The following is an 18,142-nucleotide window of genomic DNA, read 5'->3' as shown; positions in this document are numbered from 1 at the left end:
GAGCCTGGGAACGAGCTCGTTCAACCTTGTCCCCGGGCTCCGCCTGGGGACACACTGCCTTGGAGGCTCCTGCCTCACATCCACGAGTCAGCAGGCGGGAGCCTGCGAGCCATTGCGTTCCCAGGCGGGAGCCTGGGAACGAGTTGGGATCAGTGGCGAATGAGGGCTTGTCGGGTCCAAAACTGGCATTCAATCTCGTCAATGTGCGGTTCAAAGGACGCCAAAACCCGGAGTTTTTCAGCAACCGCCTCCGACTCAACGACGCCACTCAAGATCGCCCGGTTGCCTTGATACGAGATTTGAATCGCAGAGCCAGCGACGTGACTCAATCTGGCCGCCAGCTTTTCGTCACGTTTAAGAATGACCGCTGTGACGTACGCTTCATCGGCCATCTCAGAAACGGAGATCGACAATTGCGGGTAGTACATGGCTCCGGCGGCAAGCGGCGGAACAGGCTGATTGATCTGGGCCGAGCGATCGGGTGGTTCGCGAAGCGATTCGACCGATGTACGGACGCGGCCGACACCGATGGCTTGGTCACTGCCAATGAATCCCTGTTGAGTACCACGACTGGGCCCCACAAATTCGTCCCGCGAACGATTGCCACGCAGGAAGCGTTCACTGCCTTCAACCGACCCCGCCGATTCCATCGCTGGCGGCGCACCCTGGCTGACCGAGGGCCGTCTCGTGAGCGGTTGCCCGAGTGTCCTGGCGCCGAACAATTGGGCTTGAGCGGTTTCTGTGATCGACAGGCTGGTCAACACGATGATCGCAGAAATGGCGACAAGACGTGACATGGAGGGGGCGGGGGTGATCATGGTTGTTCCACTTCCTGGAGTGTTTCGACGGATGCGGGTGCCGGATGCCCCAAGACATCGCCCAGCGATTGTCCTAGCGAAAGCCAGCAATCAAATTCGTTGACGCTCAAAGCAACGCGGTCTTCCTCAAATGACTTGACCTGCACGGTGTGCAGCGGCAGGTCCAGCGATTCGTCTTGTCCGATGATTTGTGTTCGAGGTGGTGAGCCAACCGAGAACCACCCTTCCGATTGACCGCCGCGGTTTTGCGTGATTGCGTTCAGACGGACTTGCCCCAGTGACTTGGAGAATCCCTTCGCAAACAAGTTGCGGCTGACAAATTGGTTGTAGTCTTCACGCGGTGGGTAGGTTTGCTCGCTACGAACCAAGGTTGAAAGATCCCCTTCTCGCTCGGTCGACTCCAGCGACAACGTCTCGATCGCCAGATTCAGTTCCAATTGGTTGCCATTGACCAGGGGAGTCACAGAGAAGCTACGAATCTTGTGGAGCTGCGCCGAACGGTGAAAGCCATGCAAGAAATCGGTCAGGTGATCCAGTGTGGTCCGAGCGCGAAGTGAGAATCCAATCCGATGGCCGATGAGGTTGGACTTTCGCTTGGCGGTGCGTGACCGGACTTCGATCGGACGCGGTGTGTCGGCGTCAACGGAGGCCGATTCCATTTGATGTTGTTCGACGAGTTTCAAGAGCCAATCTTGGTAGCTGGATCGAGCCAGCGCTGGATCATACGGGAGCGCCCGCGATGCGAATCCATCCAATTGGTTGGCCAATCGCCGGCCGGTGATCTGGGACCGGTTGGCGTCTTGCAATTTCGACTCGACGGATTTCAGTTGACCTACATAGCGTTGGCTTGGTTGCTCGATCAGAGACTGATAACTGGTGTCGATCGCGAACATCAAAATCACCGCGATTCCTCCGGCCGCCAGAAACATTGTTCGACGGTTGGCGTTCATGAGGAAACCTCTGGCAAATCAGTTTTCGGATCGTCCGCGGGCGTGGACTGCTCGGACGCATCGGTTTGTTCAGACACCGCAGGTTGTTCTGGCAATGGACTGGCAACGGGGGACGCGGATTCCGCGGAGGACTCGACTTCCTGCGGGGGAATGATTCCAGCGGGTTGCGTGAAGATCTCTTCTTCTCGCTCGTCGACGGGTGTGATGGGAAACGCGATCCTGGCTTCGAACTGCCAAGGGTACTCTTCGTTGTTGGTTTGCTCGCTGACTCGTTTGCTTGTGATTGAGAACTTGGCATCGCGGAGTGCATTTTCCAATTCGGCAACGCGGTTGGGATCGTTCACTTGCACCGAGATATCAATCACGCCCGTGCTGCCATCGGCCGCGGCGGACAAACGCCGCACATTGGCAAGCTGGCCTTCGGGGAAACGGCTGGATAAACGCTGCAACTGGGCAAGCCAATCGACTTGGTCGCCAAGCCATTGCTGGACCAACCGAGTCTCGTCGGCCTTCTCTTGCATTTTGGCCGCGACCCGATCCGCTTCGACCAATTCCTGTTTTTTGTCGTCCACCAGGGTCTTCAACGCCTGGACATCGCTGAGCAACGTGTAAGCCCCGATTCCCAAACTAACCACAGCCAAGGTCGCGATTGCCATCCACCGACGCATCGGATTGGGTGGCACGGGCGGAACCTTGGGGTGGACCAAGTCGACCGCCAAATGATGTTCTTGAAACACCGATGCGGCGGCCGCCAGCACGGGGTCCGGAGCGAGGGCATCGTCATCAGGCGTCTGCTCGCTGCTCGCATCGACTGGGATCCCCAGTGTCACCGGGCGTGCATTGAGTGAGTCGCAAAGCGTGAGCAATGGGTCGGTGTCGGAGTCGCTGCCAAGTTGCTGGCCGGTGCCCTCAGGCAGCGCGTCACGCGGACCTCGAACCAACACCAGCATCTCTGGCATTTCGCCAGGAGCGACAAAATCCATCAATGAAATGCTGCGTTGCACTTCCAATTGAATTTGATCGGTCAACGCTCCCGCATCATGACTGCTGGCCCGGAAGGTTCGCAACGAAGCCAAGCGACTGCCGCGAAGAAAGGACAATTCAACCTCGCCCTCATACACCACAATCAGCACAGACAAGGACGAACGGAAGACGCGTTGCTGCCGAAGTTGATACAGGGGCGCGGTTTGTCGGGAAGTGAACGCGGCGAGTTGCAGTCCCGTTTGAGCGACTGAATCAGTCCAGGCGTTCAGCTGACTTTGTTCCAGCGAGAAGGCAGCCGCCGTTTGCGAGCGTTTGGGTTCGCCCACTTGTTTTTCATCGGCTTCACTGGCGTCGGAGGCTGTTTCCGCGACTGCGACCATCGGCGACGTCGCGCCATCAAGCAGTCGATAGTCAACGACCAACTCGTGATCTCCATCGCCAATCAATTGTTCCACTTCGGCTCGGATCAACGCCGCAACTTCAGATGCGTCGGCCGGCGGGATCTCAACCGTCGTCATCTCCAGATCCGTCCGCGGTAGCAACAACACCAAACGGGAGGCTGTGATTTTGCTGGCAGTGAGCTGTTGCTGAAGAACGGCCAGAGCAGGCTGCTCCGCCTCCCGGGCGAGGGTCCCCCAAGCAACCGCAGCCAACCCGTCTTTGCGTTCCCTCACCACGAGGAAATACACGTTCACCTGGTCCCACGAAGCGACCACGATCGGACCGCGTTTGGAGGGTGCGGCGAACGAGTGAAGGAAGGGCAAGCGGCTAAGGAAGGTGGGAACCGGCATGATCCAAGGGTGGGTTTGGCGAAAGCTCACCACGCAATTCGTCGAAAGTGAAACCCTTTCCCCACGCATCCCACTGGCGAAGACTTCGCAGGGCGACATGAGGGGCCGACCCGTCCAGCGTCACAGTGCAACGGAACGTCGGCGTGAAAGGGTCTCGAAAGGCAACGATCTGAGCGTGGTAGCAATCGCCTCCAACGGTGATCCAGGGCTGGAGTTTGATAAAGGTGGGTAAGTCGACGACGTTTTCAATCAATAGCCAAGCAATTGTGTCCCGCGAGACGTTCGTATCGGTCGGTGAAACCGAACCCGTTTGAGACGCACGTCGCTCGATGATTTGATCGACGATTTCAGGGGTGATCGTCGGAATGCCTAGCAAGACGGGGCGGGGAGCCTCCATCACGTCGACTTGGCCAACGATCACGCGACTGGGATGAACCGTCACATCGTCAACCAGACTCCTAATGTAGTTACTGCGGTCGCCAAAGTCATCCGAGAACGGGCTGCGGATTGAGAATGGTTTCTCATTGGCCTGGGAAACCTCGACCGTCGCATTTGCCAACTCCAAAGGGCTCGCAATTCGCACGGACGCGGGGATCGAAAAGTCCGGTGTCCACTCAGCGGCGGTTACCGACGAGGTCCCAGTCCGAGAGGACGATTGCCCGCGGACGCCAAACTGCCGCACGGCGATCACAAAGTTCGCCCAATCGGCCGGCCAAATCGCCAGCAAGTCCTGGTGAAGCTTTTGCAGGTTCGCCCCGTTCAAGAAAACCCTTGGTTGACCGATGAGGCTTTCGTTCCGTTGTCCACTGTCAAATGTCAGATGGTCTCGCCAGGCAACCGGCCTCGCATTGGCCGTCCCCTCGATTGAGCCCGTTGCTCCCAAAGATGTTTGCTCCTCCAACAGGTTTTGCTCAAGCGAATCCAGCTGGTAGTTCATGTCCCAGTCGCCGCCGGTCCAGCGATTTGCCCACTGGCGAATCCGCTCGTCAGCGTCATCTCCACCGGATGATGAAACGCCACCGGATCCCTGCTCATCGGAGAACGCACCAATACGATCGCTCAGACTCAGGGCACTCGCCGGTGCCGTGTCAACGATCCCATAGGCATTCATCAAGGCTTGCGCCATCGCCAGGTCCATCCCCGGCAAATTCATCAGGGTTTTTTTCGCCTGCCCGGGGACCGCCGCTTCCCACTGGTTGAGTGCCAACAAGTTGATCTTGGAGGATTCATTGGTGAGTCCGAACCGCCATGCCTTGGCGAGCTCCATGGAAGTTCCCACCGCAGCAGGATCCGCGGGCGACAACACGGAAAACATCCATTCCGGCTCGACGTCTTCTGTCTGGCTGGCATTTTCTCGCAGCGATACCCCTGTGAACAACGCCGCCGGTTCCCGATGCCAGGACAAACGGCTGCCACGAGGTTGTTCCAAAGTGGATTGCAGTGCTTCGATTGCACTCATGACCGTCAACCGAGCTTGAGCCCGTTCGATTTGCAGCTTGCTGGATCGGTAGGCGTCGGCCATCTGCTGGTTGAATCCATACGCAGCCAACGCCACCATGGTCACGATCACCATGACCACCAACAGAGCCGTTCCGTTTCGCGGCCTATTCATGCGGATCACCTGGAAGACTGCCTGGGAGCCGGCTGCCTGCGATGAACACCACGATTCGAACGTCGCGGATGAGTGCGTCATCCTCGCCGCTGGAGGAACTCTCATCGATCGTTGCGACTGGTTCGGACGACATCACCATGTCCGCAAAGTCCTCCGCGACGAATTCATCCGCTTCGTCTTCTTCTGGGACGACCGTTTCGTAAGAGGTTGATGCGGATGGCAAATCGAAGCTCAGTTCAATCGCGCGTGGCAACCCACCTTTCAATTGGCTGTCCCATTGGCCCAGCCATTGGGCGCCGTCGCTGTAGCGAAAACGGGGAGCAACGAGATTGCGAATGCTGGTCGCCAACGTCGCGCCATCGGCAGCGGATTCAATTGGCCGTTCCTCATCGGGAACCCGGTACAGGTCAGCCATCGTCAACTCCTTTTCAGATGACGAAACGGAGGCTTTCGACCAGCGATCAACCGGAACCAGTTCCCGCCGCACATCAAAGAGTTCCTCCGCGGAATCCGTGGCTCCCGCGCCGCTGATCACATCCCTGGGGACGATCGTGTAACGCAGGTGATGGATGGTGAGCGGATCCAGTGCAATCGAGGTGCTTGAATTTTCGCGACTGCGTGCTTGCGTTGTCGTGGACAGGGGGGCCTCCGCTTGGGTGACCGCTTCCAACCACGGCAACGGATCGAATGACGGAATCAAGTCAACCTCAAAGCCCAGTTCGTTCCCTTGGAAGGGTCGCAATTGCGTGGGGTGTGACAAAAACGACGGTGTGGGAGTCGACGACGGACTCATGGAAACACGAGGTTCCATCAAACTGGCCGCGTCCGAGTCCAGCCAATCCCGGGCGATGCGAATCACCTGCATTTGATAGGCTTGATTCCATCCACGTTGCTCCGCGTCCCGATACGAACCCAGGATCGACCAAGCGACCATCATCAGCGCAGCCAGCAAGATCAGCGAGAGCATCAGTTCCAGGATCGTGTAGCCGCCGCGGCGAACTTCTTCGTTGTTCATGGCGTGATCGAATCCGCCTGCATCAAACTTGTCGGCGACAGTGTGTCAGGTAGGAATGCATCTGGTGGCAGTCCGTCTGAGGATTCCGGTGAAACCGAATCATTCGGCGATTGGCTGGGCGGCTTCGTTGCTCTTGTCCAGCGGACCAGACTCACGACTGCCGTGTCCGATGCCGTCTCACCTCGTTCGTTGGCGCGATCAATCGAAACGACAATTCGCTTCAGCTTGGATTCACTTTGATCCGTTGCCTCCACGTCCGAGAGTTCGATTCGATAGCGCCAACGCGGATCCGACGGAAAACTGCCCTCCATCTCCAACTCCGAGTTCGATCCGGTCGCAAGGAACTCGTCCATCGTTGACTGGGCCATTTGCAGTGCCACTGTTCGCTCCTCGGCCCTCCGCGCCAACTGGGTCGCTTGTCCCACCAAGGTGAACAGTGCGACACCGCTGCTGGCCAGCAACGCGGTGGCCAGCACCATTTCCATCAACGAGAGACCGCTGTGTGGTTTGCGCCGAAGATTCAGTCGAGGGTTCAATTGGAAAGCTCCCCATCGCGGGGCGGTAGCGGGGCGTTCGACGACGCATCGCCAGGTGTCGCGGGTGACAAACGAGCCGTTCGCATCATCCCCGTGACCGCTTCAATTTCGAGGGCCACGCGACTGTGAGTGGCAGTGTCACGCAGCACGACGATGGCCGCTCTCGTTTGGCCGCTGGGCAAGAACGGCAGGTACCAAGTCGACGTCTCAAGATCGATCGCGTCCGATGGCATCGACGTTTCATCGGCGACGACGTAGGCGCGTTGATCGAGCTGAACTTCGTCGATCACGATGTCGATGGGAAGTTCCCAAGTTTTGAGCTCTCGCTCTGTATCAGTGGCAGTGTCACTTTGCGAACGATCGCCGATCAATTGTTCGGCGACCAGGTCGGCCCAGTGCCCCGATGCAACGAGGGGCTGGTTGGCGCTGAATCGCATCAAACGAGGTTCCCCTTCAATCGCTGCGGTTTGTCTGCAATCGGAGATTTCAGCCCGCAAGAGATTGGCAGCTTGCTGCACACTGCTGTCCGCCATCGGCCTTCGCAAGCTCGGCCACGCGACAGCACCGACCCCAACCATGATCGTCAAGACGATCATGAGTTCCAACAGCGAGAACCCGGTCTTGCAGGGACATTTCAAAACGAGCGAGGCCTCAAGCGTCGCTCGAGTCGGACAATTCCGACTCCTCTTCGCCTTCAGCGGGTTGGTTTCCAATGTCATCATCGGTCCCCGCTTGGGCATCGGGACCAATTGAGAAGATACGCGGGAAAGCAGGTTGCGAGCTATCGCTGCCACCTTCGACGGCATCGAATTCATATTCGAAGTCGTTGCCCCAAGGATCAAGCGGAAGCTTGCTGCCGTCGATGTAAGGGCCCGCCCACTTGCGAGCGAGACGCTCATCATCAGGTGCTTTCAAAAGCGTTTCCAAGCCGTCTTCGGTTGCCGGAAAGACCTTCATATCAACCACGTACATTTTCAGTGCCGAGGCCAAGTTGCCGATTTGGACCTCCGCCGTTCGGATGTCCGCCTTCTGTTGCGACCCGAGCAGTCGGGGTCCCACCATGGCGATCAATCCGACCAAGATGATCAACACGATCATCAATTCCAACAGCGTGAAACCGCTGCGTTTGCGAGTGCTTCGACGTCTCATAAGAATTTCCCTTTTTAGTTGACCGTTGAATTTAAATCGAAGACTGGCAGCAACACGCCCACGATCACGAACATGACCATGCCACCAATCAACACCAGCATCAATGGTTCGATCATTCGAACCATCACTTCCAGTTGACGTTCCACTTTGCCGTCGATGCGGTCGGCAATTTTGACCAACACATCGTCGAGCGTGTTGGATTCTTCTGCGATGCGAATCATTGCCATGACTTGAGGCGGAATCAATCCACTCGCCGCCAATGGTTTGGCCAAGGTATCACCGGTGGTGATGTTCTCAGCCGCCTTCAGCATGGCCTGCTGCAGCAGGCGGTTGCCGGTAGACTCACTGCTGATCTTCAATGATTTCAGCAGTGGCACGCCATTTCGAAGCAACGTCCCCAGCACACGGCACGCGCGTGAAACGGCGGCGTCATGAAAGATGTCACCCAGCACGGGGATCTTTAACTTCCACGTGTCCCAGGTCGTGCGTCCGCTGTCGGAGGCCAAGTATTTCTTGAGCCCAAACACAATTGCAATGACCGGAATCGGCAACAGCAAACCGTAGTTGAGCAACGTGTGACTGACCGCCAGCAACAACACCGTGATCAGTGGCAGACCAGATCCTGTGGCTTCCAAACGATCAAAGAACGGTTGGAACTTGGGTACCAAAAAGACCATCATCAAGGATGTGATCAAGGTGCCAACGACGCCCAGAATGATCGGGTAGGCCAAAGCACTGACAATTTTGGAACGCATCTCATCTTGCTTGCACAAGAACACACTGGTTCGTTGGAGTGACTCTTCTAAGAACGCACCCTCTTGCCCCGCCCGGACCATGCTGAGCGTCAGTTCAGAGAAGATGGCGGGTTCGGCTGCCATCGCTTGATCGAGGGTTGCCCCTTCGGCGACGGCGTCGTGGATCCGTTTGGCAGCGTCTTGCAATCGCGGGTTGATCGTGACTTCGCCAAGAATCGACAGGGCCTCCAACATGGGGACGCCGTTGTTCAGCAGGTCCGCCAACTGGGTACAGAGGTCCGCGATCTGTTCCTTCTTGATGCGTTGGGGCAGCTGGAACTGGGTGACGTCTCCCATCGCAGGCTTCACATCGGAAACACTGACAGGGTACAGCGTTTGCTGACGCAATCGTTGCATCGCTGCCCGGCGTGTTTGGGCGGCGATGGTGCCTTCCCGCCGTTCTCCCGTCGCCGTTTTTGCGACATATGCGAAGTCTGGCATCCTGTCAGTCCGCCTTGGTGACGCGAAGCACTTCGTCCACGGTCGTCAATCCACTGCAGACTTTTTCCCAACCATCGCTACGCAGCGTTTGCATGCCGGCTTCGATGGCGGCCTTCTTGATCAAATTGGATGCTGCGCGCTGGGTCGCCAGGTCACGAATTTTTTCGTTCGTGACCAGCAGTTCATAGATTCCCATCCGGCCTTTGTAGCCCGTGCCACGGCATTGCTCACAACCCTGTGGCTGGTACAGGGGACCGTTCAATTTTTCCAAAGGGAAATCGTCTGGCAGTTCCGCCACGTTGGGCGTGTACTCTTGGCGACAACTGGAGCACAGACGCCGGACCAACCGTTGTGCCATGACGCCCTCGACCGTGCTGGCGACCAGGAATGGTTCCACGCCCATGTCGCACAATCGCATGAACGATCCAGCGGCATCGTTGGTGTGCAAGGTGCTGAACACCATGTGACCGGTCAGCGAGGCTTGCGTTGCGTTCTCAGCTGTTTCCAAGTCGCGAATTTCACCGATCAGCACGACGTCCGGGTCATGACGCAGAATCGCTCGCAAGCAGGCAGCAAACGTCAACCCAACCTTTTGTTGGACTTGGATTTGATTGATGCCTTCGAGTTGATACTCGATCGGATCTTCCGTCGTGATGATCTTCGTGTCTTCGGATTTGATCTCATTGAGCGAACTGTACAGCGTGGTCGTTTTCCCGCTGCCCGTCGGGCCGGTGACCAACACGATCCCGTGCGGCATTCGAATCAGCTTTTGATATTTCTGATACGTGTCTTCGGGCATTCCGATGTCACGCAACGACAAACTGAGGTTCGATTTATCGAGCACCCGCATCACGACGCCTTCGCCGTGCAACATCGGAATGATCGAAACCCGCAAATCGACCTCGCGTCCGGCCACTCGCAATTTGATGCGGCCGTCTTGCGGCACTCGTTTTTCCGCGATGTTCATCTTGGACATGATCTTCAAGCGACTGACGATCGCCGCCTGAAATTGATTCATCTCTTGCGGCACACTTTGCCGTTGCAGCACACCGTCGATCCGGTATCGCAGTTTCAGTCGATTCTCTTGGGCCTCGATGTGAATGTCACTGGCTCGCGTCTCGACGGCTTCACTGAGGATTTCGTTGACCAACCGGACGACCGACGCTTGCGCGGCCGCTTCTGCGTCCTCGGACCCGTCGAGTTGCAACTCTTCGAGCATCTGGACATCGCCGCTCTGCTGTCGCTGCATCGCGATCAAGCCGTCGATCGTTTCGGCACCCACGCCCAGGTTTTGCTTGATCAATTGGCGGACGGTTTCGGGCGTCGCGACCACCGGGCGGACTTCCAGCGACAGCGCGGTGGCGATCGTGTCGAACGCTCCAAACGAAAATGGGTTGCTGACCGCCAAGCGGATCCAATTCTCATTGCGTTCCAGCGGAAACACCTCGTAGCGGTGAATCATCTTCAGCGGGAACCCATCCAAGGCCGCCGGGTCGACTTCCACTTCTTCTGCGTCCAGCCATTCCAAGCCCATCACGCGTGCGGTTTCCGCCAACAACGCGACGTCACTTTCAAAGTCCCACTGGATGGCCAGTGTGCCCAGTTCACTGCGGTCCCGGAGAGAATCGGCGACTTGCCGAAGTTGCAGGGCGCTCAGGGCGGGTGCGATTCCGTCGATTTGCGTAATCATGGTCAGCACGCTTGGGTGGGGCCAAACACTCGCATCGCCCGCGGTGAACTCGGCCGAGACAATCCGGTCGACTTCAACGAGAGCACTGCTCACGAAAGTGGCGACGGGAAGTCAGCGAGACTCATTCGCAGAGACGCAATGGCGACGCCTGACAACCGATCGTGAAATCACGCAATGTGCTTTCACGGCCTGCTGATTCGACGACAGTCTTTGGCTCTTGGGGTGGGATCGGGCGCCGGACGACAACCGTGTCTGCGGGCGTCCCGATTGATTTGGGGTGGGTGTTAACACTCAATGGTAGTGAAGTAGGTCCATTGAGTCAAAGTGTTCCTCAGCGGCCTCTGCCGCCGCGTCCAGTTCGCAGGAATTGCTGTAGAACCTGCTCCAATTGCTGCACATTGGTCGTTTGCAGGGGAATGATTCGCATTTTGCCCGCCCGATTGCTGACGGACTGCTGATCGATTTGCTCGACAAAACGACGGATTTCTTGGGACAGTTCGGGTGGGGCTCGCATCACGATCGAATTGCTGATGTCATCGGTGCTCAACGTCAACAGCGGGCCCGAATTCTCGGCATTGATCAATTCCAACATCGAGGCGACTTCCGCGGACACCCCTTCCGGGATCGAGATTTGCGGGCGATTTTGTCCGCGAGAAAGCTGGCTGGCGTACACCGTGCGAAGCATGTCTTCCACGCGTTGAGCGCTGGTGTGCAGGATCGGAACGATCTGCGGCGTCACCAGTTGCAGCGAGTCAATGAATTCAGGCGAATCCAGGACCGCCAACAAATCTTCAATCACACCGCGTGTCGCCCGAGAGCTTTGAACGATCAAGGCGTTGATTCGTGTGTCAGCCACGATCCGCGTTTGGGACATGTCGGTGGTCAGCCGAGCGCGAGAGCTGGCACGACTTTCTTGAAACAGGTCTGTCAGCAAATCTTCCAAGTCCTCCGCATTGCCGTGTTTCAGCACGTAAACCGACAGGTTGCCACTTTCCGTGACGGCGGTCATCGGCGGACTCAACGCAACCTCCATCAATTTTGTCAGCAGATCGAGCGCCGCGGTGTCTTCGGAGGCAATCACCCACTGGCCGTCACCCGGCAGAATCAGGACGGCCGGGTTGTCCACTTCGCCCGCTTCAGAGGCGTCCGTCATTTCTTCGACGCTTTGGTTGGCGACCAACTGCACCGCAGGGTCACCGCGACGGTTGGTGCTTTGCAGATCCACCGCCGCGGGGTTTTGTTGTGGCTTCTGCTGTTCCAGCCCCTCCTGTGTCGCCTCGACCTCGCCTGCCTGGATGACCCGCAGTGGGTTCTTGCGAAGTTTGGGCCAGACCTGTTCCAACTGCTTCAAAAGAGATTCGGAATCGCGGCCGACTGAAACCGTTCGCACTCGAGCACCGGAACGGGGCACTCCCGCGGAATTTTGATCGGTCCTTGGCACCGACAACACGGTTTCGCCAAGCCGGACGAGCAAGGTTCGAATCTCACCGAGTTGCTGCGTGGTCGCACGAATCAACAATTGCTGGCGATCCTGGTCGACCGTGATCGCCGGAACCTCATTGGTCGGCAAGTCCGCAAACAGGGAATTCACCGCCTCGCGAACGGAGTTCGGATCGTTTTCCTGAAGCGGGAAGATCTCGAGTTCGCGTTCGGGCGGATCAAACTGCACCAACGTTTCTTCGACCAACTTCAATTGTTCTTCGTTGCCGATGACCACCAGTTGTTCATTGTAAAAGTCGTAGCGCACATCAACAGACGGACGGGCATCAGCGAACAAGGTCTGCACGGCCTCCGCCACATCGTCGCCATCAATCCCGGCGAGTGAAAACGCTTTCAAACGACGATCGCGTGCCAAGGAATCGATGCGGTCCATTTGCTCGATCACCTGCTTGGCAATTTCCTGCTCGCGCGGCAGGCCGACAACAAACACGGTTCCACTTTCGTCATCGGCACTGACTCCCACCGTCGACCGTCGCCCGAACGCTTGCTCCAGGGCGTCGACCACGCTCTGTGGGTTTGCCTTGGCCAACGGGTAAGCTTGCATCTCCGTCGATCGTGCAGGAGCATCGTTGATTTGCTGCACCAGCTTGGCGATTTCTTGCTGCTCTTTCTCGGGGGCGGAAACGATCAGGGTGTCGTTGACCGAGTCGGCGCCAATCGTGGCTTGTGGGTAAGTCGCTTGCAAAGCCAAACGCAGTGTCGCTGCGTTGCCATTTTCAAGTGCATAACTTTGCGTGGTTTGTTGCCCGCCCGCATTCAACTGTTCGACAAACGCCTCGATCATCAGATGGTCTTCTTCACTGGCCGAGACGATCAAGCTGTTGCTGGTTGTGTCGGCCGAGACGGTGGTCTTCGGAAAACTGGACTGCAACGCCAACCGGATGGCCGCGGCACTGCCGTTTTGCAACACATAGCTTTTGGTGACCTGCTTCCCATCCGCGTTCATGTCCTGGATCACTTCGGCGATTTTCGCGTGATCCTCTTCGCTGGCAGAAACGATCAGGTGGTTGCTGACCGAATCCGCGGAGATGGTCGTCAGCGGAAAACTGGCCAGCAACGCCAAACGCGTCGTCGTGGCACGACCAGTCTCCAACGCGTAGGTCTTGGTGAGCTTGGTTTGCCCCGTGTTCAACTGTTCGACAAACGCCTCGATCATCAGGTGGTCGACTTCGTTTGCCGAGACGACCAAGCTGTTGTTGACCGTGTCCGTGGAGACCGTTGTGCTCGGAAAACTGGACTGCAATGCCAACCGGATGGCCGCCGCACTGCCGTTTTCCAAGGCGTAATTCTTGGTGGTTTGTTTCCCATCGGCGTTCATGCCCTCAATCACCTCGGCGATCTTTGCATGGTCCTCCTCGCTGGCGGAAACGATCAAGTGGTTGGTCGTTGAGTCCGCTGAGATGGTGGTCTTTGGAAAACTGGACAGCAATGCCAGTCGGGTGGTCGTCGCGCGGCCGTTTTCGAGGACGTAGCTCCTGATCACCTTCGAGTCGGCGGAGTTCAACGAATCGAATAGTTTCTCGATTTCGAGATGCTCGGCCTCGGTCGCTGAAATGATCAGACGGTTGTTGGTTGTGTCGGCGGCAATCTTGGCACGCGGGAACGAGCCCTGGAGCGCAGGGGTCAGCGAGTAGGTCGTGCCTTCGTCCAACCCGTAACTCTTCGTTGTGCGTTGCTTGGCGGGATCAGATTCCATGCTGTCGATGGCCACCGAAATGCGTTCCAGAATCTCCTTGGGCGCAGTCACGATCAATCGATTGCTGATTCGGTCCGGCGTGACGCGAGCCGTCGGTGCCATCTGGGTGACGGCCAGCGAAAGAGACGTGGCATCGGCATCGCCCAGTTCAAACACCTTCGTTTCCGCGTTGTCCATTTGGCGGTCGTCGTACTGTTGGATGAACGCTTGGATCGTTTCGTGGTCCTCCGCTGTGCCAGTCGCCGCAACCGATTTCCCAACCGCGTCTGCCGCGAAGACAACCTTCGGCAACAGCGTCGTCAGGACTCGGACCGCACCTGTTGGGTCACCGAATTCCAACGGGTAGACCACCGACGTGGTCGGTTCCGGTGCTGGGACCTGTTCCTGCAACCGTTTCAACCACGCCGCAAACTTGGTGTGTTCCGTGGGTGACGCAAGCAACAGGATCCGCTCCGGGTCAGCGCTCGGCAGCAGCCTCGCTCGTGGGACTTCGGTGGAAACCCCGGTGACGGCTTGTTGTGTCAGATCCTTGCGAATTGGGTACACCTTCAATTCCCGTTGGCCCGCTTCGGCAAACACTCTTTCCAGCTCTTCGATGATTTGCGAGATCCCAGCGTGGGCCTGCTCAGTGGCTGCAATCACCAAGCGGTTGGTCCCCGCGCCGCTCAGAATCTTCGCAGCGGGTTGGCGTTCGGCGAGGAAAGTTTGAAACGCCGTGGGATCGGCACGGTCCAGTTCGTAAGCCCGCACGTTGGTTTCGGGGGCTGGCCCCGTTTCGTCGGAGAGCTTTTTGAGTAATGCGGCGACTCGCTCGTGATCCTCTGGCGAGGCCAAAATCATCATTTTGTTCGGGTTCGTCAAACCAGTCACGATGACGGTCGCACGAGGCACCGTGGTGGTCATGACACTGGTGAAGGCCGTGCGAATCTCGGCGTTGGTGTCATACAGTCGAGGTTCCAGCTTCGAGCCTTCCTTGTCGGCTTGAGTGGTCTTTGCCAAGACTTCAGCGATCTTTTGTTGCAAGTCCTTGGACGCCAGGACCGTCAATTGCCCATTCGCCGCGTCGGCTCCGATGCTGGCGGTTGGAAACAGCGTCATCAGGACCAATCGTGTTGCCGCTGCCTTTTCCGGGGCGACTTGATGAACCTCGATCTCACGGCGATCTTCCGCCGCCATGGTCAGTTGTTCGATTGCCGTTGCGACTCGCTTGTGCTGGTCGTCGCTGGCCCAGACCACCACCGCGCGGTTGGTCGTGTCGGTGCTGATGATCGCTTGCGGGGCGATTTGATTGAGCACGGTCGGCAACGTTTTCAAGTCGCCAATCGGAAGGCTGTACGTTTCCACACGCATCGATTCGCCAGTGGCCGACGTGTTGAGTCGCTCAATCGACAGGTGGAACGATTCATGGTCCTCCGCATTGCCTGAGGCAACGATTCGGTTGCTGGTGGCATCGACGGAAAGCTTCATTCGCGGCCACATCGCTTGCAGCGTCGGCAGCATGGTTGCGGCCTGCAATTCATTTAGTTCATAAGCCCGGATTTCCTCGCTGGCGAACTTGGATGCGGGCCGGTCGACTTCCTGGATCAGCGTTTTGATCCGCCCATGCTGTGCCAGCGTTGCCGTGACAACCAGTTGCTGGCGGCGATCGTCGGCGATCACCGTCGCACCATCGATCGCTTGATCAATCAGCAGCTTCACATCCGTCGCTTGGGCTTCCGCCAGGCTGTAGGCCAGTAAAATGAGTTCCTGCTCAGCCGGCATCGGCTTGTCGAGCTCGTTGACGAATTCACCGATCTTTTGGTGTGCGTCTTCGGTTGCCATGACCAGCAATCGTCGGCCGGCCGTGTCGACCGTGATCGGTCCAATCGGTTGGAATGTGCCACGGCTTCCCGCGGCCGTGACGGACGCAATCACGGGTGCAAGCAAGGCCTGCAGTTCGGTCGGTGTGCGGTCGGCGGAACGATAACTCTGGAGGACCAACTCAGGATTCGACGGCAGTTCGTCAGAGATCTGCGTTAGCAGTTCAGCCACTTTCGCGTGCGTTTCTTGCTCGGCCCACACGGTCAGTTGGCCCGATGCGGCATCCGCGGTGACTCGCGCGCCGGGGAACCGGATCGAGAGCAACTCACTGAACAGGGCAGGGTCACGCTGGTCCAGATCGTAAATCTTCGGCCACTGCAGCGCCGTCTGCGAGGTCGCCTGCTTGACTTGTGCGATCGCTTCGCCCAGGCGGACGTGGTCTTGGTCGGTGGCCCACACCAACAACTCCGACGAACCGTCATCCCCCGCCGGACGCACGATCGGTTGGATGCCCGGGATTTGTGCGGTGAGAACGGGTGCCAACTGTTGCCAACGGGTCAATTCCGTCGCCGACAGTGCATACGTCTTGAGCGTGCGTTCGGGGGGTGCAGGCAAAGCGGTCAGCAATTGAGGCAGCATCGTTTCCAGGCGAGTCTTCTCTTCGGCCGTACCGAGCAAGACCAGCTTTTTCGCGTCCGGGTCCAACCAAATCTGTGCTCTTGGAATGACCTTGGCGACCGTGGCAAGCCAATCGGCGGTTCCTGGGAGTGGCAGATCAAATGCATGCAGAGTGGTACCGCTGTCCAAGTCCGCCCCACGCCAACGCTCGATCACCTGTTCGGCCAAGACAATGTCATCGGCACTGCCGCGAACGACCACAGTTCCCAACGAAGCGTTGCCCACGACCTGGGCCGTCGGGATCATGGACTGCAGGGCGGTGGAAATGACTGTGGACTGAACAGGGTCAACCTGAAACGCTTTGACTTTCATCTCAGATTTCATTGCCGAGATGCCCATCGCAGAAAAGGCTTCGGCGATTCGATCCTGTTCATCAGGCGATGCAGTGATCAGCACCCGAGCCGCAACCGCGTCAACACTGACGGTGGCACGCGGTGCGATCGCCGTGACTTGTTCGCGAATTTGTTCCTCGCTGCCGCTGCGGAGTGGGTAGGCGACGGAAACACTTGCTGGCGCGGTCTCGATTTCCTCACGCATTTTTTCAACGGCGGTTTGAATCGCGGTCTGTTGCGTGGGGATCACAAAGGCGGTCAGCAGTCGGGTTTTTTCGTCGACCGCGATCCGCTCGCTACCGACCAGTTCCTTCATCGCACTCAGCACGACAACGGGGTCCAGGTCCCCGAGTGCGTAGGCAGCAAACACGGGTGCGGGCGGCTTCTCTGGCTTTTCTGGTTTGGGGGTCGCCCGTGGTTCTGGGACCGTGTTGATCAAAACATTGATCGTGTCCATCTTGCCCGCCGTTTCAACGACCAACAACTGCTTGCTTTGCGGCAACGGGATCGCACGGCCAAAGGTGCCCAAGTATGGCTGGACCTCGTTGATCACCGCATCGACCGGGCGGTTGCCGAGCGAGAACAGCACACTGACCAATTCGAACCTGCCGCGACTGGGCAGTTTTTCCAACGGAACACGCGGTATCAGTTCAATCGGGATCGAATTGGATAGCTGCAACACCGTCAGCATCTTTTCGCGGCGAACCAGCGTGTAACCACGCGTCAACAAAACACTGTTGAGTAAATCGATTGCCTCGGACGCGTTGTAGGATCGCGTGTCGGTGTAGGTGAACGTGCCCGGCGGGACCTGGTTCATCACCAGCGTCAACCCTTCTTGGCGTGCGAACCAATCCAACACGTCGCCCCAAGCCTGCTCGCGAAATTGAAAACGAAGTGCACTGGTTGGGCCAGTCGTGCTCCATTGCTTCAGCTGGTCAGCGTTGAGTGTGTCACGAATTTGCTGGTCGATCGCGATCAAACGTGCCTTCTTGTCGGCAGCGTCAGGCGACGCGCTGACTTCCAGTCGCTCCGCAAGAAACGATTGAATCTTGGCACGCTGTTGATCGTCCAAGCCCAGTTCGGCGGCAATTTCCGGGTGGACCAATCGACTGACTTGGTCGGCAGGAAATGGCGATCGCAACGGAGCGGGGGGAGTGGCTTCAGATTCCGCTGTTGGATCGGCGGTCCCTGGCGTGGTTTGATCTGGAGGCTGGGCTGCGACCGGCTGCAGCGATGCACAAACCAACAGCAATGGAACGACGCGAAACAGGTGTCGGGGGGGGAGCATGGAGTTGAATCCGGCGGGAGCTTCGCAAATCGGAAGCTTGGGGGGGAGGGTTCTGGGGACACTTCGAA

At 57.9% G+C, this 18,142-nt stretch carries 11 protein-coding genes; all 11 read right to left on the bottom strand.

What is annotated here, in order from left to right:
• Positions 1–149: 149 nt before the first annotated feature.
• Positions 150–818, bottom strand: a complete 669-nt coding sequence (locus tag UH5x_RS01190) for a hypothetical protein (RefSeq protein WP_482634422.1) — start codon at positions 816–818, stop codon at positions 150–152.
• Positions 815–1,768 (bottom strand): hypothetical protein, encoded by a 954-nt coding sequence (locus UH5x_RS01185; RefSeq protein ID WP_482634421.1) that lies wholly within the window; start codon positions 1,766–1,768, stop codon positions 815–817. The genes UH5x_RS01190 and UH5x_RS01185 overlap by 4 nt, the downstream gene beginning before the upstream one ends.
• Positions 1,765–3,573 (bottom strand): hypothetical protein, encoded by a 1,809-nt coding sequence (locus UH5x_RS01180; RefSeq protein ID WP_482634420.1) that lies wholly within the window; start codon positions 3,571–3,573, stop codon positions 1,765–1,767. Before UH5x_RS01180 ends, UH5x_RS01185 begins: the two co-directional genes overlap by 4 nt.
• Positions 3,521–5,155 carry a hypothetical protein gene (locus UH5x_RS01175; protein WP_482634419.1) on the bottom strand — a complete coding sequence of 545 codons (1,635 nt, stop codon included), beginning with the start codon at positions 5,153–5,155 and terminating at the stop codon, positions 3,521–3,523. Before UH5x_RS01175 ends, UH5x_RS01180 begins: the two co-directional genes overlap by 53 nt.
• Positions 5,148–6,170: a hypothetical protein gene (locus tag UH5x_RS01170; protein ID WP_482634418.1), complete on the bottom strand. Its 1,023-nt coding sequence runs from the start codon at positions 6,168–6,170 to the stop codon at positions 5,148–5,150. Before UH5x_RS01170 ends, UH5x_RS01175 begins: the two co-directional genes overlap by 8 nt.
• Complete coding sequence (locus UH5x_RS01165) at positions 6,167–6,706, bottom strand: hypothetical protein (RefSeq protein ID WP_482634417.1); 540 nt, start codon at positions 6,704–6,706, stop codon at positions 6,167–6,169. Before UH5x_RS01165 ends, UH5x_RS01170 begins: the two co-directional genes overlap by 4 nt.
• Positions 6,703–7,302, bottom strand: a complete 600-nt coding sequence (locus UH5x_RS01160; protein WP_482634416.1) for a pilus assembly FimT family protein — start codon at positions 7,300–7,302, stop codon at positions 6,703–6,705. Before UH5x_RS01160 ends, UH5x_RS01165 begins: the two co-directional genes overlap by 4 nt.
• A gap of 55 nt (positions 7,303–7,357) precedes the next feature.
• Positions 7,358–7,855, bottom strand: a complete 498-nt coding sequence (gene gspG / locus UH5x_RS01155; protein ID WP_482634415.1) for a type II secretion system major pseudopilin GspG — start codon at positions 7,853–7,855, stop codon at positions 7,358–7,360.
• A 14-nt stretch (positions 7,856–7,869) separates the two neighbouring features.
• Entirely contained in the window at positions 7,870–9,090 is a 1,221-nt protein-coding gene (locus tag UH5x_RS01150) for a type II secretion system F family protein (RefSeq protein WP_482634414.1), read from the bottom strand.
• A 4-nt stretch (positions 9,091–9,094) separates the two neighbouring features.
• A complete protein-coding gene (locus tag UH5x_RS01145) occupies positions 9,095–10,873 on the bottom strand; it encodes a GspE/PulE family protein (protein ID WP_053061122.1) in 1,779 nt (592 codons plus the stop codon).
• Positions 10,874–11,111: 238 nt separating this feature from the next.
• Positions 11,112–18,074: a secretin N-terminal domain-containing protein gene (locus UH5x_RS01140; RefSeq protein WP_482634413.1), complete on the bottom strand. Its 6,963-nt coding sequence runs from the start codon at positions 18,072–18,074 to the stop codon at positions 11,112–11,114.
• Between the last annotated feature and the right edge of the window lie 68 nt (positions 18,075–18,142).

Source organism: Rhodopirellula sp. UH5, assembly GCF_056839225.1.
This window is presented reverse-complemented; position numbering and strand designations above follow the sequence as displayed.

Bases quoted from the DNA above. Each gene is read 5' to 3' on its own strand.
- UH5x_RS01190 (WP_482634422.1), bottom strand. From the start codon at position 818: ATGATCACCCCCGCCCCCTCCATGTCACGTCTTGTCGCCATTTCTGCG.
- UH5x_RS01185 (WP_482634421.1), bottom strand. From the start codon at position 1,768: ATGAACGCCAACCGTCGAACAATGTTTCTGGCGGCCGGAGGAATCGCG.
- UH5x_RS01175 (WP_482634419.1), bottom strand. From the start codon at position 5,155: ATGAATAGGCCGCGAAACGGAACGGCTCTGTTGGTGGTCATGGTGATC.
- UH5x_RS01170 (WP_482634418.1), bottom strand. From the start codon at position 6,170: ATGAACAACGAAGAAGTTCGCCGCGGCGGCTACACGATCCTGGAACTG.
- UH5x_RS01160 (WP_482634416.1), bottom strand. From the start codon at position 7,302: ATGATCGTCTTGACGATCATGGTTGGGGTCGGTGCTGTCGCGTGGCCG.
- gspG (WP_482634415.1), bottom strand. From the start codon at position 7,855: ATGAGACGTCGAAGCACTCGCAAACGCAGCGGTTTCACGCTGTTGGAA.
- UH5x_RS01150 (WP_482634414.1), bottom strand. From the start codon at position 9,090: ATGCCAGACTTCGCATATGTCGCAAAAACGGCGACGGGAGAACGGCGG.
- UH5x_RS01140 (WP_482634413.1), bottom strand. From the start codon at position 18,074: ATGCTCCCCCCCCGACACCTGTTTCGCGTCGTTCCATTGCTGTTGGTT.